The sequence below is a fragment of the Halorutilus salinus genome (genome assembly GCF_026242195.1).
GTDB classification, from domain to species: Archaea; Halobacteriota; Halobacteria; order Halobacteriales; family Halorutilaceae; genus Halorutilus; species Halorutilus salinus.
On sequence record NZ_RKLV01000008.1, the window covers coordinates 20961 to 42094 of the forward strand.

18 protein-coding genes and 1 tRNA gene are annotated in these 21134 nt (G+C 59.6%); 12 read left to right on the forward strand and 7 right to left on the reverse strand.

The features are described 5' to 3' along the window. Window positions 1-4: 4 nt before the first annotated feature. Window positions 5-1642: a hypothetical protein gene (locus tag EGH25_RS08625; RefSeq protein WP_266087641.1), complete on the reverse strand. Its 1638-nt coding sequence runs from the start codon at window positions 1640-1642 to the stop codon at window positions 5-7. Beyond that, window positions 1642-3336: a hypothetical protein gene (locus EGH25_RS08630; RefSeq protein ID WP_266087643.1), complete on the reverse strand. Its 1695-nt coding sequence runs from the start codon at window positions 3334-3336 to the stop codon at window positions 1642-1644. Before EGH25_RS08630 ends, EGH25_RS08625 begins: the two co-directional genes overlap by 1 nt. A gap of 277 nt (window positions 3337-3613) precedes the next feature. On the opposite strand from EGH25_RS08630, the gene EGH25_RS08635 reads away from it, so the two are divergent. From EGH25_RS08635 to EGH25_RS08655, 5 genes are all read left to right on the forward strand, one after another. Continuing rightward, a complete protein-coding gene (locus tag EGH25_RS08635) occupies window positions 3614-3799 on the forward strand; it encodes a hypothetical protein (protein ID WP_266087645.1) in 186 nt (61 codons plus the stop codon). Window positions 3800-4354: 555 nt separating this feature from the next. Continuing rightward, the gene (locus EGH25_RS08640; RefSeq protein ID WP_266087647.1) at window positions 4355-7738 is read left to right on the forward strand and encodes a tubulin-like doman-containing protein; all 3384 of its coding nucleotides are present in this window, start codon (window positions 4355-4357) and stop codon (window positions 7736-7738) included. A gap of 3 nt (window positions 7739-7741) precedes the next feature. Next, the gene (locus EGH25_RS08645) at window positions 7742-9118 is read left to right on the forward strand and encodes a hypothetical protein (protein WP_266087649.1); all 1377 of its coding nucleotides are present in this window, start codon (window positions 7742-7744) and stop codon (window positions 9116-9118) included. 129 nt (window positions 9119-9247) lie between these two features. Then, window positions 9248-9925, forward strand: coding sequence for a CDP-alcohol phosphatidyltransferase family protein (locus EGH25_RS08650; protein ID WP_266087651.1), 678 nt, complete (start codon window positions 9248-9250; stop codon window positions 9923-9925). Between the two features lie 20 nt (window positions 9926-9945). Continuing rightward, on the forward strand, window positions 9946-10347 hold the full coding sequence (locus tag EGH25_RS08655; RefSeq protein ID WP_266087653.1) for a DoxX family protein: 402 nt from the start codon (window positions 9946-9948) through the stop codon (window positions 10345-10347). A 2-nt stretch (window positions 10348-10349) separates the two neighbouring features. On the opposite strand, the gene EGH25_RS08660 is transcribed toward EGH25_RS08655, so the two are convergent. Beyond that, complete coding sequence (locus tag EGH25_RS08660; protein WP_266087655.1) at window positions 10350-11072, reverse strand: FkbM family methyltransferase; 723 nt, start codon at window positions 11070-11072, stop codon at window positions 10350-10352. Window positions 11073-11150: 78 nt separating this feature from the next. On the opposite strand from EGH25_RS08660, the gene EGH25_RS12135 reads away from it, so the two are divergent. The 4 genes from EGH25_RS12135 to EGH25_RS08680 are packed head-to-tail and all read left to right on the forward strand — an operon-like array spanning window position 11151 to window position 14360. Next, a complete protein-coding gene (locus EGH25_RS12135) occupies window positions 11151-12101 on the forward strand; it encodes a zinc-dependent alcohol dehydrogenase (RefSeq protein WP_266087657.1) in 951 nt (316 codons plus the stop codon). 29 nt (window positions 12102-12130) lie between these two features. Next, complete coding sequence (locus tag EGH25_RS08670) at window positions 12131-12508, forward strand: 6-pyruvoyl trahydropterin synthase family protein (protein ID WP_266087659.1); 378 nt, start codon at window positions 12131-12133, stop codon at window positions 12506-12508. Next, the gene (locus EGH25_RS08675) at window positions 12505-13530 is read left to right on the forward strand and encodes a glycosyltransferase family 4 protein (RefSeq protein WP_266087661.1); all 1026 of its coding nucleotides are present in this window, start codon (window positions 12505-12507) and stop codon (window positions 13528-13530) included. Before EGH25_RS08670 ends, EGH25_RS08675 begins: the two co-directional genes overlap by 4 nt. Then, window positions 13527-14360 carry a class I SAM-dependent methyltransferase gene (locus EGH25_RS08680; protein WP_266087663.1) on the forward strand — a complete coding sequence of 278 codons (834 nt, stop codon included), beginning with the start codon at window positions 13527-13529 and terminating at the stop codon, window positions 14358-14360. Before EGH25_RS08675 ends, EGH25_RS08680 begins: the two co-directional genes overlap by 4 nt. 28 nt (window positions 14361-14388) lie before the next feature. On the opposite strand, the gene EGH25_RS08685 is transcribed toward EGH25_RS08680, so the two are convergent. After that, a complete protein-coding gene (locus EGH25_RS08685) occupies window positions 14389-15831 on the reverse strand; it encodes an MATE family efflux transporter (RefSeq protein ID WP_266087665.1) in 1443 nt (480 codons plus the stop codon). A gap of 5 nt (window positions 15832-15836) precedes the next feature. After that, complete coding sequence (locus EGH25_RS08690) at window positions 15837-15962, reverse strand: hypothetical protein (protein WP_266087667.1); 126 nt, start codon at window positions 15960-15962, stop codon at window positions 15837-15839. A 135-nt stretch (window positions 15963-16097) separates the two neighbouring features. Here EGH25_RS08690 and EGH25_RS08695 point away from each other — a divergent pair, with 135 nt between their 5' ends. The 3 genes from EGH25_RS08695 (at window position 16098) to EGH25_RS08705 (ending at window position 19223) form a co-directional block, all read left to right on the forward strand. Continuing rightward, window positions 16098-16430, forward strand: a complete 333-nt coding sequence (locus EGH25_RS08695; protein WP_266087669.1) for a 2Fe-2S iron-sulfur cluster-binding protein — start codon at window positions 16098-16100, stop codon at window positions 16428-16430. 118 nt (window positions 16431-16548) lie between these two features. After that, entirely contained in the window at window positions 16549-17163 is a 615-nt protein-coding gene (gene msrA, locus EGH25_RS08700) for a peptide-methionine (S)-S-oxide reductase MsrA (protein WP_266087671.1), read from the forward strand. Window positions 17164-17288: 125 nt separating this feature from the next. After that, window positions 17289-19223, forward strand: a complete 1935-nt coding sequence (locus EGH25_RS08705; protein WP_266087673.1) for an ABC transporter ATP-binding protein — start codon at window positions 17289-17291, stop codon at window positions 19221-19223. A 42-nt stretch (window positions 19224-19265) separates the two neighbouring features. Here EGH25_RS08705 and EGH25_RS08710 read toward each other — a convergent pair whose 3' ends face one another. After that, a complete protein-coding gene (locus EGH25_RS08710) occupies window positions 19266-20702 on the reverse strand; it encodes an RtcB family protein (RefSeq protein ID WP_266087675.1) in 1437 nt (478 codons plus the stop codon). Between the two features lie 332 nt (window positions 20703-21034). Further along, a tRNA-Asp gene (locus tag EGH25_RS08715) sits at window positions 21035-21107 on the reverse strand. Between the last annotated feature and the right edge of the window lie 27 nt (window positions 21108-21134).

The following is a 21134-nucleotide window of genomic DNA, read 5'->3' on the forward strand; positions in this document are numbered from 1 at the left end:
CGTATCACCGGATGAAACCGAAGTACACGAGCACAACGATCGATACGAGCAGGAAGATTATAACCAAGGTTGTCAGCCACGGAAAGCTACCGCCCCCATCGGGGTCGACGGTAGGCTCGGTGACCGTTGTAGCAGGGTTCATAGCCGCAGGTGTGGGGTCGTCGTTCTCGCCATCCTCGTCCGCCGAACCGGTCTCCCGCGACGCGGGTTCGAGACCCGAACCGTACGGGTCGGGGGACGGTGAGCCACGTACCGCCGACAGAGCCGTTCCTACGACGGCGGCAACAAAGACGGCGGCGGTAAGAACGATCAGAGACTGCACGAAGACCTGCCAGTAGCTGAACGCGAAAAGCAGGACGCCCGCGAAGACGCCGACGAGCGCCAAGGCGGATACTGCACCCACACCAGCACCGAAGACGGCGTTCTTACCCCGGAAGGCGTCGCGGCTACCTTCGCCGACGGCTACGTTTCGGGGAACCACCCCGGCGAGGAGACGTGTAGCGTCCTCCGAAGAACGTCTCCTCTGTATCTCGGCGAGCGCGTCGACGACCTTGCTTGCGTCGTCACGCACGGAGCGCCCCGAACCGTCACCACCCGGCGTTACGGTTTGTATCACGGAGACGAGACCGTTCCGTACGGAGGAGATACGTAGAACGGCGGAGAGGAGAACGACGACGCCGAGGGCTGTAAGAACCCACCAGCTCTGCACCTCCACGCCGGAGGCGTAGACGGGCTGACCGAGTTCGACCGTCCGTCTCACGGCTTCGGCGAGACGTCCGCCCACGAGGACGGTACCCGCGATGACCGAAAGAGCCGTTACGATGAGGAACGTGACAGCGCCGAAACGCCGGCGCACCTCCGAGGATCTGTCCTTGCTGTAGATCTCGACGCCGAGCCTTTCCGTAACACCCGCGTCGCGCAGACCGTCTGTGATGAAGTTCGCCCGGTTCGCGCGTGACCGGGCTTTCCGTTCGAGAGCACCGTACGCGTCGCGGAACTCCTCTTGCTTGTTCTTGACGACGTTACCGTCAACCTCCTCCTTCGTCGAGCCTACAGGCTCCACCTCACGTCTCATGCTGTCGACCTGTATCAGAACGTCGTCCTCGCCCCTGTGATCGAGGTAGCCGCCTTCGCTTACTGTGACCGACTTCTGGGAGTCAACCTTGTTGAACAGCCACAGCGCGGCTTCCATGTCGGGTACAGCCATCTCAAACTCGGCTCTGGTTCTAAGAACCCGGCGTGCGTCGTCGGATACAGGAGGGTCGTCAACCTTTCCTAACCCGTCGAGCCTGTCGAGTGCGCGTGACTCCCAGCTACTTTCGTCAATCTCGTACCCCACCTTTCGGAGCGCCAGTTCGAGATCCTTCTTGAACACCCTCAACACCTCTTCGCGCGAGGCTGTCTGAGATACACTGTACTCGGCTATGTACTGCTCCGGACGACCGCTGTCCCTCGCGTAGAAGTAGTAACGTACGGTGCCTTCGGGGCTGTAACGGAGGAGCAGACGTGACTCACGGTCGCGTTTAATACCCTCGTCTATACGCGTGTCGGGGCTGTCGACGGCTTCGATCGAGTCTTCTATACGGAACCCGTGTTTCAGCTCCCCGTTCTCGGCTGTGTACAGACGGAGGGTGCGCGACATCAGCCCCCGACCTCCTCAAGAACGTCTTCGGCTCCGCGCATCGGATCCATGCTACCGCGGAGACGCAGGTTTATCTCCTCCTCGCCGTCCTCGTCCGTCTCAACGTCGAAGTAGACGGGGTAGATTATGTCACCTTCACCAAGTCTATTGGAGTCCATGGTGTTTAGCTCAGCACCAAGGCTACCGACGTTATCTCGCATACATTTCTCAACGTAGGCGTTGAACTCACGCCAGCTTTCGGGCTGGTTAGGGTCGACGAGGTCGAACTCGTGCGACTCCTCGGTGAATGCGTCGGTTGCGAGATCCGCCATCGTCGATATGAAGACGAAATCCTTGTCGCCGTACCTCTGCATGAGTTCGACGTACTTGGTCATGTAGTCTCGTTTCTCCCTCGCGGGTCTTTTTGTAAGCCAGTCTTCACCCATGTAGTCGGCTATCTCGTCGTCGTCAAGGAAGTCCTCCGCAGGGAGAAGAAGTATGACGACGTCGGAGTACTCGACCATGTCCGAGATCAGGTTACGTGTTAGTTCGGGTCCCGACGTCGCCCCGTCCTCGTCGACGTACGTTTCGGGGAGGAGATCCTCGAACTCGACCTCGCCCGCGCGTATCTCACGGACGATCGACCGGTACTGAGCCTCCGTCGACTCAAGCGCGTCAGGCTCGTCGTCGCGTTTCGCCGAGTCGTGGTAGATACACGCGAGCTTGTACGCCTCCTCTGCGCTTTCGGCGGGACCGACGCCGCCTATACGGAACTGTGTCAGATCCTGTCCGCTGTGATCCACCGCCCTTACGGTCGAGATCCTCTTTAGGAGGTTCCCCTTCGTAAACCTGAATTTGAACGGCTGCATCCCTTCGGTGCTTCCTATCCTGCTGAAGTTCTTGTCGAACTCTATGTCGTCGGAGACCTGACGCAGAAGAGGGTTGGCGTCGGTCGTTATGTCGCCGTTGCGCTCCGCCTGCTTCCTCTGTGTCATCTCCAGTCCCGCGATGAGGGTCGTCTTACCCGAACCCGTCGGACCTAGAACCACTATACTCCTGTCGTTCGCGTAGTCGCGGAAGCCACGTAACGTGCTGAGGAACACCACGCTGAAGACGGCGTAGCCTACGACCACGGAGCTGTTGTGCGCCAGACCGTTGAACGCGGGGGCGCGGAAGTCGAAGCCGCCCGCCGTGGTGACGATCGGACTCCGGTATGCGAGGCTCGCCTCCAGAAACGCGAGGACGACTGCGACGGCGGAGAGCTTGAATACGAGGCTTATCGCGCGCGGGAACTCACGGAGTTCGGAGCTGAGTTCGTCCCTGGTCAGACCTCCGAGGTACAGACCCGCGGCGACCCCAAGGACGAGGCTGAACAGAACGGTGCCCTCCGTCCAGCTTATACGCGTCACGAAGACGTCGGACAGGTACAGGACGACGGTACCGATGAGTATGACGACCCAGAGGAAGACACCCTGTGGGCGTCTGTAGTCGTCGAGAAGAACGAGGGAGGCGAGACCTACGAAGAAGCCCACGGGGAGAACGAAGACGGTACCGATACCGAGTCCGAGAACGTCGACCGCCCCGTATGCGAGATGCCACGTAATACCTTTCTGTGTCCAGCCGTCGGCTATCATGTATATACAGACCAAACCCGAGACGGCGAGACCCGCGAATATAGCCCCTATCCTTACCCTGTCGTCCTCAAGGTAGTTCATACAGACAACAATTCAAGATGTGACAAAAACCTTATGAGTATCCCGGCTACGCGGGATACAGACGAACCTCATTGTTAGAACGCGGCACGTAGCCGAACACCCCTCGCTCGCGAGAGAAGGTATCGCCGGTCATCGTCTAAGAGAGGCTGTATGGATTCTCTCATCAAGTACCCTCGGAATGCATTAACGTGAATCTGGCTGAGACGCGGTACGTGCTCGCGCGGAAGTCCAACCGGAAACAGCGGATGAGTACATCAGCTGGCTCCTGGATATAGGTATGAAGCCCGTTGACGCCCAAACCTCATGGCAAGCCGCCTCGGGGTTTGTTCTCGACTACAACCCGGCGTTAGGCGACTCCTTCGCTCTATCTACCGCCAAGGAGCTGGATGGGGAGCTACTCGTCGGGTCGGACGATGACTACGACGACGTGACCGATGTTCGTTTGACATCCTCACCCGCCTAAAGTCGGGTGAATCCCACGTTGGGAATTTAAGGTTTCCAACCGACACAACCTTATCAGGTGTTTCCACCGTTCGCGGTTATATCGGTTCGTGGCTGTGCCAAACAGCCGTTACTCCTATCTTCCGTAGGAGGAGTCTGAGTTATCCTTTTACCGTGTTTTGGTGAAGTCTTCACAGTACACTTTTCAAAATGTACCTTCACAACCTCTTTCGGATACTGTCTCGTTGCTTCGAGCGGACAAGCCGCCTCCGTAGGTCAGTTGACCTAACTACAACTAAATTCCTGACTGTATTAACACTAACGGTTAGTTGAATCGTTCGACGGATTCATCACCCGTTCAGAAATCATAGGTTTCCGAGTAAGCAAATCTCTGATTTGCATACACCTGAAGGTGCGGGTATTCTCCTGTACCATGTATAACTCACCAAAATTAGCTCATGTATGGCGGTTCACCAAAGCCCTTCTATCCCTACTCCCCCTCGTCACCTTCACCTGCTGACACGTGACAGTAGCTACCATGCTGAACCTTTATGTCGGAAGCGAATAAGTAGGTAACATGGCAAAGACACCGGACGCTTTGATCGGGATCGGGGGAGCCGGTAAGAAGACACTGTACAAGACGCTCGAACAGGACTGGATAGTCGACGAGGCTATAACCGATGACGGCGAGATGAAGGCGTTCGCCGTCGATACCGACACATCGGAGTCCGGACGCGACACCGACAAGGTCGACGAGCTTCAGGAGGGTATAGACAGAATAAAACAGGAGGGCGGCTACGGGATCTCCGAACAGAAGCCCGACGTGAGCTACATCAACGTCGTCAACGAGACGAGCCGGCGGTACACCTCAGGGTCGAAGCTCACCGCCGAACAGTCGGTGAACGAGATAATGGAGCAGGAGGCTCTCAACTGCTGGTGGCTGAAGAGCCACGAGGATATGCTGACCGAGAACGACAGCTACGAGGGCGGTGTCTTCCGGCGTCGGGGTCTGAGCAAGGCGCTTTACCACGCCAGCCAGATGGGACAGAACAAGCTCAACGAGATGATGGGCGAGGTCGCCGCGGGCGGGGGTGAGGTCGGCTTGGTCGTCGGTCTCGGAGGTGGAACGGGTTCGGGTATGTTCATCGATCTTGCGAAGCAGATACGTGAGAAGTCGGCGGGGAGTACAAAGGTGACGCTGTTCGGCGTCCTCCCCGCGATGAACGAGAATAGCAACGAGATAGCGAACGCGTACGCGGCGCTGTCCGAGATAGAGTACCTTGCTGTCCAAGAGGACAACGAGAACCCGTTCTACAACGTCGTCCTCGTCCCTATCGAACCCGCGTGGGGAAGCGACGACGAGGCGACGGAGGACTTCAACGAAGCCGTGTCGTACGCCATAATGTCGTACTACAACGTCTCGGGCGACCCCGACGACTGGGGCAACCGGACGGCTTACCTCGACGAGAGCGACCCGTCGCGTGGACAGGACAAGTTCGCGCCGTTCACGGTCGCCGTACCGCAGGTTCTGAGATACAGCGCCGACGACCTTCAGGACGCCGAGGAAGGTATGAACGTTATAAAGAGAAGCCTACGCGAGGCGCAGGAGACGGAGTCGAGCCTATGCGAGGCTCTCGAAAGCTACCTCAGAAGCCACTACAAGGAGGTCTACGACAGCACGGTTGACGCGCCTTCGACGCAGGTCGATGTCGACTTAGACCCCGGTACGGTGCTCGACCTCCACGAGGAACGTATCGGGTTCGTCGAGAACCTCGTCGGTATGGACGAACTCGAACCGCTGGGGTACAGGGCACACCGGCGTATACGTGGGAACTTTGAGGATGTGAAGGACGAGGTACGTCTCGATGAGAACGAGATGGAAGGCATGAGCGACGCCGATGTCAGCGACGAGGAGAGGCGTCGTATAGTCGACAACCTACCCGACATGCACGACGACGAGGGCTACTTCAAGCCGCCGGGAGGGTACGACACCGACCAGAACAACGAGTTCGCCGAACTCGTCATGACCGAACTCGAAAACATCGCGCGTAGACGTGACCTCCTCAAGGCGAAGAACAGTATAGACGACGACCACGTCCGCGAAGGTATCGAGGTCGCGCTTAGCCGCGAGGAACGCGGTCTGACCACGGATGTCGACGAGAAGCTCAAGGAGGTGACCGACGAGAACAGGAGCGTGACCCAAAGGAAGGAGACGTACGAGGCGTTCCGTGACGAAGCCGAGTCGGTGTACGGTGACAGGGTGGAAACGTGGAGGAAGGACGTCGAGGACGAGGTCGAGAACCTTATAGATATCTCGCGGAACGTCGACGAAGCCGAGAGCCTCCTGAAAGAGCTGGAGAAACATATCAAGAACGAACTCGGCGCGTTCAGACGTGCCGAAGACCCGGGTCAGCTCTCCGTCGACTTCAGCTTCGGTAGGTTCGACGACCTGAACGAAAAGCTCGAAACCCTCGGCGTCGGGACGGTCGACGAGGGAACCGTGATCGACTCGCTCAACCACATAAAGGAAGCCGGGGACGCGTACATGCGTGCGGAGTCGTCGTCGACGGTAGACAAGCTGAAGTCGTTCGTAGGCTCGAACCCCGACGAGGAGCGCAAGGCGACCTACTTCCGACGCGCCGACAACGTCGACGAGGATATCTTCGAGGTCGGCGGCTGGGAAGCCCCTGACTTCTCGTGCCGTATGAAGGACGGCTTCGTCGAGTCGAAGGTACGTGAGATAGAGAACAGACGGACGAACCTAGTCGCTTCGGTAGCCGGGTCGCTCAACGACCACGTCATGAACGAAGGCGTGACGAAGGACACGATAGCCGAAAGGATAGATGCCGAGCCTGAGGAGGTCGATGAGGTACAGGAGCTGGGCACCGAAACCAACTACAGCCAGAGGCTACGCGACCGGTTACACGAAGCCGATCTGAGCGAAGAGACAGCCGAGACGGTTCTCGAAAGCCTGTGTGCGGAGGAGGGACGGAACAACATCGTACACGAGGCGTTCTACGACGCGTATCTAAGCTCCGTCGACGAGGCGCTCGAAGAGGTCAACGCGGCTCTTGCGGAGTACCGGAAGGAGGTCGACAAGTACAGCGACCTCAGAGGGATAATCGACGAACAGGGTGAGACGTTCGTCAACGACCGTGACGACGTTGGAGACCCGCGCGACATACGTATCGAGGCTATATCGGGAACCGAAAGCAGTCACCGTAGGGACGAAACCGCGGTACAACGTGGACGGCTACAGCGCGTTAACGATATCAAGGAGGCGGGTCTCTGGAGCGAAGACAACCCTGAGGAGAGGAAGAAGATCGTCAAGAATCTGAACGACTTTGCGCGTCGCGTCGCAACACTCGGCGACTACGCACCCCTACGGAACGGTAACATAGAGTCGAACAGGGAGGAGTACGACGAGGTCGAGTACACGCACAGGCTGTTCAACGTCTACATGAGCCGTATGTTCGACGGTAACACGAACAAGGCAACGCTGTCGGAGGAGATAGCTTCGGTCGAGGATACGTTGTCGAGTTCGGTACGTGTCGACAAGACGAACGACCACTGGACTGCGAGCAAGGTGGAGTCGGGAGCGCCCTGGGACGTCTCTATGACGACCTTCATCGGCGGCGTCTTCCTCGACAACCTGAGTATCGTTACGGATCCGAACCAAGGGTACAAGACGACGTACGAGAACGAGTTCACCGGTATGGGTGACAACATCGTCATACGCCACACACACGGTATAGACGGTAACGACAGGTATATCAAGGAGGTCACCGAGCAGGACGGCGGCTGGGTCTACCGGGGCGATATAATCAACACGAGAGCCGACGATCAGCTCGGTCTGATACTCGGCTCGACGGGTGACGACGGTACGGTTCGTGAGTTGCTCGAAGAGTACATACGTATAGAAGGTATCCCCAGCACACAGAACGTGAACTGGGCTGACTAACGGATGTCGGGTTCAGACGGGGACGAGAAACGCGAATGGGCTGTCGTAGCCCTCTCCGCGATCCTCATACTCGTCCTTACGCCTGTCGTCGTCTCCATGATGATAGAGGCGTGGGAGACGGACGGCTTCGTCTGGGAGACAGCCGCATCGCTGACCATCGACAGGGGCTACGACATCGGTCTCGTGGTCGCCGTCCCCGCGGGTCTCGCGCTCGGCTGGATACTTCTGTTCGCACTTGACGAATCGAAGAAGGTACAGGCGGTCGTCGTGCCAGCCTTCGCTGTCATCTTCGCGGGCGTCGTCTGGTCGAGAGGTCTCTGGTTCGGCGATACGGTCGACTGGTCGGCGAACGGTGTGCCGTTCGTCGCCTCCTTCGCCACGGGTCTCGTAACCGGAGGCGGCGCGGAGTACCTCAACCACCGACGACGGAGCTTCAAAAGAGCAGGCTGGCTCCTGTACCTGTCTGTGACGACCGGCACTGCTGTTGCGCTCGTCCAGCTAGCCGTCGAAGGCGGGATGGGTGTCACCGAGGGAGTCGTGAACGCGGGTTCGACGGTGGCACTACTCGTCGTTCTTTCGGTGTTCGTCGAGTACGAGAACGAGAGGAGTATCTCTGTACTGGCTACGAGCGAGAAGCCCCGCGCGACCGTCGTCGGGGGTCTGTGTAAGACGGTACGTGACGAGAACCTGAACCATAAGTTCCGCGGGGAGGGTGCGGAGAAGATGGTGCGCGCCCTCTCGACACTCGAAAACGACGGTGAGATGCTACCCGATCTTGAGGGAACCGTCAGCTTCAGGTACAAGGACACGACGAGCCTTATTTCGAGATGGGTTTCGGTTACAGCTGAGGGTGTCGACGCCAGATACGTACAGCGCCAGATGGATCTGAACACCGAACAGGGAAGCCGGAACCGTACGGTCGAAGGAGCCGTATCGGTAGCCTCCAAGCCTCTGCGGAGCTTGGTTCCGCCGTTCGTCCGAGGTGGAAGCCGACGTACGGGAAGCCTCGCCGACAGGCTCGACGGCTCGGATCTGGTTCTGGTTACCGTCTCCTTCCCCGAACTCGTCTCTGACGACGAGATAGACCAACGGTCGGTGGAGACGGTCAAGGATATACTACGACGGTACTCCGAGTCGGGTCCTGAGACGGTGCTTGCCGTCACGGAAGCCGAGAAGGCGCTCGAACGGTACGAAAACGAGATGGGCGGAAGACCGTTACTCAACGACGGCAAGCTTGAGGACTACATAAGGATGGAGGTTCTGGGAGGCTACCTCGGTGCGGATATAGTCTCGGTCAGCGTAGAGAAGAACACGAACCTCGGGGACGGTAGCCTTTCGTGGGAGGATATGAGGATCCTTCTCGGAAGGATGAGCGGGTAGCCGTTAGGGCACAGACATCGACCCGTCCCAACCTTCTCGTGCGTCGGCGATCGGACGGCTGTCGGATACGCCGGCTTCACGCGTCCCGTATAACGGTGGCGTAAAGTCGTCGCCTAACCTCCGTAACGCATGGGCAGAAGGGTAGCCGTCGTCTTCGTCGTCGCGTCGGGTGGTGTTGCGGCGGTGGCGCAGACGGCGTACGGCTTCTCGCCCCCCTCCTTCGCATGTACCGCAGGCGTGGTAGCCTACACAGCCGCGTACAGCTACACGCACGCCGACGACGTCGGTCCGGGTGACTACGTCAGCCTGCTCCGCGCGGCTCTTCTGGCTTACGTCGCGGGGTTCGTGGCTGTCCGTCCCAACGGAGCCGAGAGGTACTTAGCCCTGACCGCCTTCGTCACCGCGTCGCTCCTCGATACGGTGGACGGTGCGGTCGCCAGAAGGTACGGGGGAACGAGGTTAGGCGACGGACTCGACGTCGAGGTGGACGCGATGGGGATCCTCGTCGGATCCGCCGTGGGTATCGCACACGGCTGGCTACCCGGTGTGTATATCGCCGTCGGGCTGGCGAGGTACGTCTTCGTAGCCGGTCTGAGGATACGTAAGGCGGTAGGAGCCACCGTCTCGGATATATCACGGAGCTACGTCCGTAACCTGCTTTCGGCGTTACAGACGGCTGTCATAGCCCTCGGTATCGCACCCGTCGTCTCGGGGTCGGTAGCCACGACGGTTGCGTACGGTGTGATGATCCCGTTCCTCGTCTGGTTCCTCCGCGACTGGCTCGTTGTCTGCGGTAGGTATAACTGACAAGAGGCGGTGGTTGATCTATGTTCAAGCAGAAGGAGATAGGCGGTGCACGAAACGCCGTAGCCCTGCTCGCACGGGTTCTGACAGCCGTTATTTTCGTAGCGTCCGGGGGAACGAAGATACTCATGTACAACGAACAGGTTGGCATGTTCGTGGACTGGGGCGTGCCTTTCGCGGAGATACTCGTACCTCTCGTCGGTCTTACTGAGCTGGCGGCTGGGGTGGCGGTACTCGTCGGATTTCTCGGAAGGCTCGCCGCCTCCGCCCTAGCCGGTGTGATGGTAGGTGCATTCCTGACCGCAGGTCCCAACGGTCTGAACGTGCTTTCGTTCCTCCTGTGCTTCTTCATACTAACCAACGGGGTCGGGGGGTGGCACGTTCTGACCGAGAAAGAAGCCGGCGGTATGCTCAAACCCGACTGAGGCTACGGGGTACAGAGCCATCCGTCGCCTACCTCCTCAACCGTATAGCCCACGTCGTCAAGTATACGTCTCTCCTCTGTAGACCCACCGTCGTCGGGATGTGTCTCAAAGTAGACCGTCGGCTCCTTCCGTCGCAACAGCCTCTCGGAGCCACGTAGGACGCCAACGCCTTCTCCCTCGACGTCTATCTTGACGTGGTCGGGTTCGGGTAGCCCGTCACATAACGAGTCGAGCCTACGCGTTCTGACCTCTATGCTTTCGACGACAGACCCGCCCGAAACCGTCGCGTTCGCACGGTTTAACGATGTAGTTTCGGGGTACGACGAGACGTGAAGCGTCGCCGTCGCGTCCTCGTCCGAAGCCGCAAAAGGTAGAACGGTCGCCTCGAAGGCGTTGGCACGTAGGTTCTGACGGAGCTTCCCGCGCGCATGAGGGTTCGGCTCCAGCGCGACAACATCAGCTCCGGCGGAGGCTACGGCACACGTGTATATACCGACGTTTGCGCCGATGTCGTAGACAACATCGCCCGGCTCCGTCCTCGTGAGAAGCTCCCTGAGCATCGCGTCGTTTCCGTGCAGACCGTAGGGTTCGTACGTCCTGAAACGCACCTCCCCGGCTGACTTGGGTGTCGACCAGCCGTGGGCGTAGTTCAGGTCACGCGCCGTGTAGTAGGCTGAGTACGCCGTCCCGACGACACCCTGACGAAGACGGCGGAGGACTGACATGGTTACAGTTTAGTCACCCCCGGACAAAAAAAGACATGAAACGAGGTGTAGAATCTGGAAGAAACGGAGGCGACCGGTGTGGAGTTCGTCCGTCCGGGCGAAGTGCGGACGCGGAGCTTCGACGTAAAGGAGCCGGACGAGGGAGAGGTCGTGGTAGACGCCAGCCTCTCGGTCGTGAGTTCGGGAACCGAGAAGCTCGTCTACAGGGGCGACGTACCTGATACGGAGGCGGACGCGCCCGGTGTGGGGGAGCTTACGTATCCGACGCGGTACGGCTACTCCGTCGTCGGTGAGGTGGTCAAGACGTGCGGTGAGACGGGGTTAAGCTCAGGAGACCGTGTCCATGCGATGCATCCCCATCAGAGCCGTTTTACGGTGCCCGCCGACGTGGTAAGGGGCGTACCCGAAGGTACCACCGACGAGGAAGCCGTCCATCTCCCCAACACCGAAACAGCCGTCTCCTTCGTCATGGACGGCTCGCCTACCGTTGGCGAACGCGTCGCTGTCTTCGGACAGGGTGTCGTAGGTCTTCTGACGACCGCCGTCCTTTCGTCGTTCCCTATCGAGGTCGTCACCTTCGATCCCGTCGAGGAGCGCCGCCGGAGATCCGACCGTATGGGTGCGGACGCAAGCCACCATCCTGACGAGGTGGAGACGGTAAGACCCGACGACGGGTACGACCTCGTCTACGAGGTATCGGGGAGCACCGACGCGCTTACCGACGCCGTTACCGTAGCAGGCTACGACGGAAGGGTGATCGTCGGTTCGTGGTACGGCACCGGCGGTTCGCCCGTAGAGACGGGCGGCGGTTTCCATGGTCAGGACATAACCGTCTCGGACAGTCAGGTGTCGGAGATAGCGCCGGAGCTCAGGGGGAGATGGAGCAAGCAGAGACGTATAGAGGTATCTTGGGACTTCGTCGGTGAGGCGGAAGGTCTCATAACCGACAGGTTCGGTATCGGCGAGCCGGATACGGCGTACGAGGCGGTCGGTTCGGGAGCCTTGTGCGCCGTCTTTGAGTACGAATAGCTTTTTAATCGCGGGCACGAACAGGGAGCATGGCTTACTCCGTCTCCGTAGAGAGGTCGTTCGTCGCACAGCACTATCTGACGGTACCTGACTGTGGGGACGAGAACGAGTTACACTCACACACGTACACAGCCGAAACCGTAGCCAGAGGCGGCTCGTTGGACGAGCACAGCTACCTTATCGATGTCGTCGAGCTTGAGGATACAGTCGAAAAGGTCACCGACACGTACACCGACACGACGCTCAACGAAGCGCCGGGTTTCGAGGGTAATCCAAGCGCCGAACAGTTCGCGCGTATCTTCGCACTCAGGGTCTCCGAAGGCGTCGATACGTCGGAGGTAGAAACCATCACCGTCCGTATGCAGGAGGACGACAGAGCAACCGTATCGTACGAGCACCAGGTTTGAGGATAGCATTCGTCGTACCGGGTGAGCTTGGTAAGCCGACGGGAGGGTACGTGTACGACAGACATCTGCTGAAAGCGTTACGTGAAGCGCACGAGGTGGAGGTCATCAAGTCACCGCCGCGACCGTCGGGTGTCGTCGCCTTAGCCCGTACCGCATGTCGTATACGACGCGGTGGTTTCGACGCAGTCGTTCAGGACGGTCTTTGTACCGAACAGCTTACGCCGTTCAACCGTGCCGTAGGCGGTTCAGCCGTAGTGTTCGGTATCGTACATCTACTTGCGAAGGACGACCCAAGGGAAGGCGTTGTGTCGGAGGCGGTCGATAGGTCGTACCTACGTACGGTCGACTCGTGCGTCTACACGAGTCTGTCTACGAGAAGGTCGTGCCCCTCGGATACGGACTCCGTCGTAGCCTACCCCTCGTCGCGTTTCTCGCCGGATACGACCGAGGAGGAGGTTCGGAGGAAGGCTGGGAGGGACGGTCTGCGTATCGCCTTCGTGGGCGACGTATCCCCCGTGAAACGTCTCGACCGCCTCGTAAGGGTCGTCTCGCGTATACACGCCTGTCGTCTCACCGTAGCCGGACGTACCGCCGACGGAGGGTACGCCGAACGGGTAAAGAGTCTTTGCTCGTCGCTCGGTGTCGGTGACAGGGTTGAGTTCGTCGGTGCGGTTGACAAGGACTCCGTGGGATCCCTCCTCCGCGGATCCGACGTGGTGGCTGTCCCGTCGGAGTACGAGTCGTTCGGGACGGCTTATCTCGAAGGCATGTCGTTCGGTCTACCGGCTGTCGCCGCAGGCTCAGGGGGAGCAGGCGAACTCGTCGAGGACGGACGGAACGGGTTTCTCGTGGACGACGAGGCGGATCTCTACGAGGCTATAACAGCCCTCGCAGAGGACCCTGAGGCTCTCGGAAGCATGGGGGTGGAGGCGCTCCGAACTGCGGACGACTGGGTGACATGGGAGGAGACGACGAGTAAGGTGGTCGAGCATATCGAACGGAAGGTGGGTGAGACGGTATGAGCTTCAAAAGATACCTGAACGCGAAGGCGTCGGTCGAAAGGAGATCCCTCGACCCGACGGTGCTGAAAGAGGTGGAAGCTCTCATCAAGGGTCGCACCGAGCCTACGGTACTCGAAGTCGGTGCGGGAACGGGTTCGATGCCTATACATCTCTCGGAGAAGGACGTGCTACCCGAAGGCACGAGTTACACGGCGCTCGACAAGGACGGCGAGGTTCTCGACGACGCACGCCGTCGTCTCTCCGAACACCGCCTTTCGGAGACGGGATCCGATGGAGCCGTAAACATCGACGGTACAGAGGTCGGGTTCGTGGAAGGCGATCTTTACGACGCGGACGGCGGTTACGATCTGGCTGTTGCGCACGCCGTTCTGGATCTCCTCCCGGTCGGTGAGGCTGTCGAGCATCTTCTCGACCTCTCAGAAGCCTTCTACTTCCCCGTCTGTTTCGACGGTGTGACGGCGTTTGAACCGACGTACGATGAGGGGTTCGACCGTCGTATAGAGGAAGCCTACCACGCGACGATGGACGACCGCGCCGGAGCCAGCAGGACGGGGAGACGCGTATTCGGTGCTGTACGTGACTCCGGCGGAGCCGTAACCGCGGCGGCTTCGTCCGACTGGGTACTGTTTCCGGGTGAGGACGGGTACACGGAGGACGAGAGGTACATGCTACGGTATATCGTAGAGACGGTTGGCGACGCCGTCGAGGGTGCGCCTGAGATCGACGCGGACCGTCTACAGTCCTGGGTGGAGGACAGGCTCAGACGTATAGAAGACGAGGAGCTGGTCTATATCGCACACCAGATAGATCTTGCGGGTAGGTCGAACTGAAGCCGTCCGGGGGTGACGGAGTCGAAGACTACGCGGAGTCGGAGGTCGTTTCAGCCGCGGCTATATCCTCCGAACCGTCACGTGTACGGACGTCGGAGAGCCAGTCACGGCGTCTGAACCTACGGTAGTTGGCGATCGCGGGGACGACGTACCCGACGACGAATGCGATGTACAGGCTCGTGACGCCGAGGGGTGTGAGAAGACCCGCGACAGCAACCGGGAGTGCGAACAGGTACTGTCCGACGAGCGACGCGGCGAAGGGCCAGCGTGTGTCGCCCGCACCTAACAGACTACCCGTGATAGCACCGTTCGCGCCGAGTGCTACGGCGCTCACCGCCGCGACCCTTACGAAGACAGCCGCCTGCTGTACCTCGCTCGGCTCTGTGACAAAGAAAGAGGCTATCGGCTCCGCGAGAAGGAGAACGGCGACGGCGGCTGTACAGTACACGAGGACGGAGAGCCTCAGTATCGACGCACCGTACCTAACGGCTTCCTCCGTGTTCCCCTCGCCAAGCTCCTGTCCGACTATGGCGCTCGAAGCCATAGCAAACCCCCAGTTGAAGCTACTGAGCAGACCTCTTATACGCCGTCCGACCTCGAAGCCAGCGACGACCACGGGTCCGAACGTGGAAGCCACCCACAAAAGAGGGAAGATGACGAGCATGTCGGCAACCTTCCTTCCGACGAACGGTAGTGAGACACCGAGTATCTGCTTCGCCGTCCGTATATCGGGCGCGACCGACGACATGGTCAAGGGTGTGGGGCACGGCTTCATACCGGGGAACGGGTAGTCGTGCCCGGTCATACCCCACGAAAGGACGACGGTGACGAAGGCTACCGACAGAAGGGTTCCGAGGGCTACGCCTACGATACCCATACCGAAGCCTAGGACGAAAGCCATGCTCAGAACGACGTTCAACACCGCACCCGCTACGCGCACGACCATCGGTGTGAACGTATCGCCGACGCCGGCGTACGTCCTGCTTCCCGTGAGGTTCAGGAACTCGAAGGCGAGTGCGGGTGCCACGACTGCGAGGTAGACGGCACCCGCTTCCGCAACAGCGGGTTCAGCATCGAAGACGTTTACGAGCTGAGTTGCGAGAGCGACGTAGCCGAGAACGAAAGGCGAGACGGCGATCAGCGATATATAGATGCTCTGCGCAACGGCTGTCGAGGCTTCCTCCTTTTCGTCAGCGCCGTACCTTCTGGAGACGACGCTTACGGTGCCTCCCGCGAAGCCGAGACCGACGAACTTTGCGACCGACCAGTAGGCGAACGCGAAGGCGAGACCCGCGACGGCGTTGGTGCCGACCGCCCATCCCACGATAGCGACATCGACGGCGTGTTTCGACATTATCGAGAACCCCGTGACTATCCGAGGCCAAGCCAGATCCGTCGTGCGACGGAGACGGTCGGTGTCTATGACGCCCGCCCTTTCGAAGCCGGTCGCTACTGCTTCTCTTAGGCTCACCACGTTTACTCGGATCCCGTCCGCTGTATCTTCGACCGTATATGGCGCGCGTGCGGTCTGACAGCCGTCGTGTCGGGTTGGCTCACGACATCGGCGTCGGTATCGCCGAAACACCGAAGAAGTACCGTCATACGTGGGTTACGTCCCACGCGGGTAAGTATATGTCCGTTCGTCAAGCCGTCGTTTCGGGAGCCATCGGAACCGACGCAGTTCCTCGGCTTCGTACCGCCCGGTAGATACATTCCGTGCGGGCGCGTACATCACGTATGCCTCAGGTAAGCTTCGAGGATACCGACGGTAACGTCGAAAAGGTGGTGTGCGAGGAGGGCGAGAACCTCCGTGACGTTCTGCTCAGAAACGACCTGTCGCCCCACAACATACCGACGGCGGTATCGTGCCACGGTCTCGGGACGTGCGCCACGTGTTCGGTCGAGGTCGTAGAAGGAGACTTGGGCGAACCGTCCGTACGCGAAAGTCTGAGGCTGGGTGCGCCTGTGCTGTCACCCGATCTCGACGTGCGCCTCGCGTGCAGGACGGAGGTTACGGAGGACGTACACGTACGTGTCCCCGAAGGCGTCTGGGGTCGGGAAGACGGCTGAGGTTGCGAAGGCGAAGGATGCGCGAAACGTCGCGGGTCGGGGGTGTCGAGACGGGCGTAGATCGGACGCGCCGGTGCCCTACCTAAACGGATATCCGTACGGAGGACGTTGTCCTTGTATGGAGACGGTTACAAGGTCTTCCGCCATAGAGCGTTACGACGACGAGGCACCCGACGGCGAAGAGCTGGAGACGGCTACGTTCGCGCTCGGCTGTTTCTGGGGTCCCGATTCGGAGTTCGGCTCCCTCGAAGGCGTCTACAGGACGCGCGTCGGCTACGCGGGGGGTACGAAGAAGGATCCGACGTACACGAACCTCGGCGACCATACGGAGACAGTACGTGTCGGGTACGCACCCGACGAGGTTTCGTACGAGGATCTTCTGCGTACGATCTTCGACAGCCACGACCATACGAGGAGGGTTCGTAAGAGACAGTACCAGAACGCGGTCTTCGTGTCCGACGAGGAGCAACGTGAGGCTGTCCGCCGCCATCTCGGATCCATGGGCGTCAGCCCCGAAACGGTTGAGACGAGGATAGAAGCCGTCGATCGGTTCTACAATGCCGAAGAGTACCATCAAAAGTACAACCTAAGATCGAGGGACGCGGTAGCCGGCGCTTTCGAAAGAGCCGGGTATACGGACGAGGAGATCAGGGACTCACCCGCCGCCGCCAAGCTAAACGGGTACGCCGGGGGACACGGTGCGCCCGATGCTCTTCTCGTAGACGAAGACTGACAGGGGGCACCGTTTCTGTGGGGAGGTCACGGAGGCACGTACATCGACAGGTTGGCTGACGGGGCGACGCGCCTCTGCTGTACGTCCTTCTGAAGCCTTATTCGGCTCCGGAACGTACCTTTGGCGTGGATATCTCACCCGAACCCGACGAGGAGCCTTTTGAGGAACAGCGCGCACGTACGGGGAACGCTATGAAACGTCTGTTCATCGAGTACGGGAGTCCGAACGCAGGGAAGGCGGTGGTCGGTGTGGTCGCGTCCGTCTTCTCGCGTCTTCTCGATCTCCTTCCGCCTCTGCTCCTCGGTGTAGCCATAGACTCCATCTTTCTCAACGAACGCGGCTTCTCCCTCTGGCTAGTACCCGACGCGTGGCTCCCGGACAGCCCCACGGGACAGTTCTGGCTGATCTCGGGTCTCATCGCGGCTTCCTTCGCGCTCGCGGCGGCGTTCCACTGGACGCGTAACTGGGGCTTCAACGCATTCGCACAACGTATACAGCACTCCGTAAGGACAGACACATACGACAAGATGCAGAGGCTCAACATGGGCTTCTTCGCCGACAAACAGACGGGCGAACTCATGTCGATACTCTCGAACGACGTCAACCGTCTCGAACGTTTCCTCAACGACGGTCTCAACTCCTTCCTACGTCTCGTCGTCATGGTCATCGGCATCGGTGGTATTCTGGCGTACTACAACTGGCAGTTGGCGCTCGTCGCACTTCTTCCCGTTCCGCTCATCGTGATCTTCACCTACTTCTTCATACGGACGATACAGCCCAAGTACGCACGCGTCCGGTCGTCGGTCGGACAGGTAAACTCACGTCTGGAGAACAACCTCGGCGGTATACAGGTGATAAAGTCGTCGAATACCGAGGGTTACGAGTCCGAACGCGTCGAGGATGCGAGCGGTGAGTACCTCGACGCCAACTGGGACGCAATACGGACACGTATAAGATTCTTCCCCGGTCTGCGTCTCCTCTCCGGCTTCGGCTTCGCCGTCACGTTCGTCGTCGGCGGTCTCTGGGTCTTCAACGAAGCCCCGCCGGGTCCTCTGTCGGGTGAACTGTCGGTCGGCACGTTCGTCGTCTTCATACTGTACACACAGAGGTTTATCTGGCCTGTCGCACAGTTCGGACAGATAATCAACATATACCAGCGCGCCTACGCGAGCGCCGAACGCGTCTTCGGTCTCATGGACGAACCCGACGCAGTCGACGAGACGGAGGACGCCGACGAACTCGTCGTCGACGACGGATCTGTCGAATACGACAACGTTACGTTCGGCTACGGAGACGAGAAGGTGCTCGAAGACGTGTCTTTGGAGGCTGACGGAGGGGAGACTGTCGCTGTCGTGGGACCCACGGGCGCAGGGAAGTCGACGCTTCTGAAGCTACTCCTCAGGCTGTACGATGTGAATAAAGGCGCTGTCAGGATCGACGGGAACGACGTGCGCGGTGTCACCCTTTCGAGCCTCAGGCGGAAGATAGGCTACGTCTCTCAGGAGACCTTCCTTTTCCACGGCACCGTCCGTGAGAACATAGCCTACGGCTGTCTCGGAGACAACGGGGAGCCACCGAGGGACGAGGAGATAGAGGAGGCGGCGCGCGCCGCCGAGGCACACGGGTTCGTTCAGGATCTGCCCGACGGTTACGAGACCACCGTCGGCGAGCGCGGCGTGAAGCTCTCAGGCGGACAGCGTCAACGTATCGCCGTCGCACGCGCGTTCCTCCGCGACCCCGAGATACTCGTCCTCGACGAGGCGACAAGCGATGTCGACACCGAGACGGAGATGCTTATACAGCGCTCACTCGACAGGCTCACAGAGGATCGCACCACCTTCGTGATAGCACACCGTCTCTCTACGGTCAAGGACGCCGACGAAATCGTCGTCTTGGAGGACGGAAAGGTCGTCGAACGCGGAGGGCATGACGAACTCGTCTCGCGCGACGGTCTGTACGGTAAGCTCTGGGGCGTACAGGCGGGCGAGATACAGGGGCTTCCCGAAGAGTTCGTCGATAGGGCGAAAAGGAGGCGTGCTGAGGTCGACACCGACGACTGATACGGCGAAAGGCGTAGACGCAACGAGGAGTGAACCGTTCCGTCACCCGTCGGCTTTTATCGCATGAACGGGTCTCAGGCTATCGACAACCTCAGCGGTTTCGTCTATTCTTTCGAGCACCACATCAGCGTCCTTGTACGCCCCCGGACATTCGTCAAGCGTCTCCTCCTTGACCGATGTGGAGAAAACGCCTTCCATCGAACGTTCGAAGGAGTCCAGATCGAACTCGTCGTGCGCCCATCTCCTTGAACCACGTCTTCCCGAACCGTGCGGTGCGCTACTGTTCCAGTCGTCGTTTCCCTTGCCCTCCACTATCACCGAACCTCTCGACATGTCGAACGGTATCACGCCTCTTTCGCCCTCGTGTACGCTTGTAGCGCCCTTACGTATAACGAGGTCGTCGAAGTCGATGTAGTTGTGGGTCGAGTTTATCGTGTCCCGAACCTCACCGTCCAACACCTCCGCGACGGCGTCGCAGATCAGACGCCGGTTCTCCTCGGCGTACGTCTGCGCGAAGACCATATCGACGAGGTAGCCCTCGCGCTCGTCGCCCTCCAGATAGTCCAACGGGCTTCCGTCGGCGTTCTCGACGGCGTACTCCGAGATAGATACGAGCTGACCGTGTACCTCGTCTATCCGCTCCGGCTCTCCCTCGTGAATATCCCTGACCGACTCCATATCCTTCCAGTCCTCCCCCTTGCCACCCAGTACCCAGTTGAGTAGTTCGTCGTCGGATACCTCGTCGAGGTCAAACTTGTAGTATCTTGGGTCGACGCCTTCGAGCCTTTCCCTGATTACGTCGGGTCTGTCGTCACACGCCTCGTGGGCGCGTTCCTGCCAGTACTCGGCTATACTCAGACCGATACCTCTCGAACCCGAATGTACAACCACCCAGTGCTCGCCCGTCTCGGAGGATTCGGATACCTCGATGAAATGGTTACCGCCGCCGAGCGTACCCAGCGAGTAGATCACGCGGCTGACGCTCTCGCCGACGCGCTCACATAGGTTCATGAAGTACCCCTTGCCGTATCCGGGTGACTCTATACCGATACCGAGCGCCTCGTCCAACGACGACAGCTTTCTTTCGCAGTCGTCCCACGGGAAGTCGTCGACCAGATGGTAGCCGTGGTCGAACCCTCTGTCACCGAAGGTTTCCCTGCCCATCGGAACCCTCTCGCGTATACGGCTGTCTATCTCTTCGGCGTCTTCTCGTGACCATACCCCCTTGCCGAGGCTGTACGCCGTCATTCCACAACCGATGTCGACACCGACGGTGTTCGGAGGGACGCGGTTTCCGAGAGGCATCGTGAAGCCTACGACAGTACCCGCCCCTTTGTGTGCGTCGGGCATTATCCTCACGTCGTTCCGGAACGCCTCGTGGTCGACTATCTCCTCGATCTGTTCTACTGTCGCCTCGTCGACCTCGTCGGTCTTTACGTCCGCGCTCGTGTACTCGCCCTCTATCTCTAACCCCGACATTACAGTCTCACGCGTCTACCTAAACCCTCCTACAGCATATACGCTTCGTCGGGAGGGCAGAGAGGTTTTCCCTTGCGCTCTTCCTCGGAGGTAGTACCCACGAGTGCCTCCGTTCCCACTGTTCGGTGGTACAGAGCCTGAGTGCGGTTCAGAAAGCCCCCATCGGATGGCGGTGTTCGGATAAGCTTCCAAGCCGGTGGGTGCTGTATTTCTGTCGTCCCCACCCGTTCAGTATCCCGATACGGCTCCCGGAAGTAGGCTGAGGATCTCGCGTGACGGACAGGAATATCCGGAAGATCCGTCTGCTGAGAACTGACGAGTCGTCTGTCGTTCGCCCGGAGCGGGATTTGAACCCGCGTCACAACCGTGACAGGGTTGTATGATGGGCCCCTACACCATCCGGGCTTGCGCTTATTCGTAGCACCACCCGCC

Bases quoted from the DNA above. Each gene is read 5' to 3' on its own strand.
- EGH25_RS08625 (WP_266087641.1), bottom strand. From the start codon at position 1,642: ATGTCGCGCACCCTCCGTCTGTACACAGCCGAGAACGGGGAGCTGAAA.
- EGH25_RS08630 (WP_266087643.1), bottom strand. From the start codon at position 3,336: ATGAACTACCTTGAGGACGACAGGGTAAGGATAGGGGCTATATTCGCG.
- EGH25_RS08635 (WP_266087645.1), top strand. From the start codon at position 3,614: ATGAAGCCCGTTGACGCCCAAACCTCATGGCAAGCCGCCTCGGGGTTT.
- EGH25_RS08640 (WP_266087647.1), top strand. From the start codon at position 4,355: ATGGCAAAGACACCGGACGCTTTGATCGGGATCGGGGGAGCCGGTAAG.
- EGH25_RS08645 (WP_266087649.1), top strand. From the start codon at position 7,742: ATGTCGGGTTCAGACGGGGACGAGAAACGCGAATGGGCTGTCGTAGCC.
- EGH25_RS08650 (WP_266087651.1), top strand. From the start codon at position 9,248: ATGGGCAGAAGGGTAGCCGTCGTCTTCGTCGTCGCGTCGGGTGGTGTT.
- EGH25_RS08655 (WP_266087653.1), top strand. From the start codon at position 9,946: ATGTTCAAGCAGAAGGAGATAGGCGGTGCACGAAACGCCGTAGCCCTG.
- EGH25_RS08660 (WP_266087655.1), bottom strand. From the start codon at position 11,072: ATGTCAGTCCTCCGCCGTCTTCGTCAGGGTGTCGTCGGGACGGCGTAC.
- EGH25_RS08670 (WP_266087659.1), top strand. From the start codon at position 12,131: ATGGCTTACTCCGTCTCCGTAGAGAGGTCGTTCGTCGCACAGCACTAT.
- EGH25_RS08680 (WP_266087663.1), top strand. From the start codon at position 13,527: ATGAGCTTCAAAAGATACCTGAACGCGAAGGCGTCGGTCGAAAGGAGA.
- EGH25_RS08690 (WP_266087667.1), bottom strand. From the start codon at position 15,962: ATGACGGTACTTCTTCGGTGTTTCGGCGATACCGACGCCGATGTCGTG.
- EGH25_RS08695 (WP_266087669.1), top strand. From the start codon at position 16,098: ATGCCTCAGGTAAGCTTCGAGGATACCGACGGTAACGTCGAAAAGGTG.
- msrA (WP_266087671.1), top strand. From the start codon at position 16,549: ATGGAGACGGTTACAAGGTCTTCCGCCATAGAGCGTTACGACGACGAG.
- EGH25_RS08710 (WP_266087675.1), bottom strand. From the start codon at position 20,702: ATGTCGGGGTTAGAGATAGAGGGCGAGTACACGAGCGCGGACGTAAAG.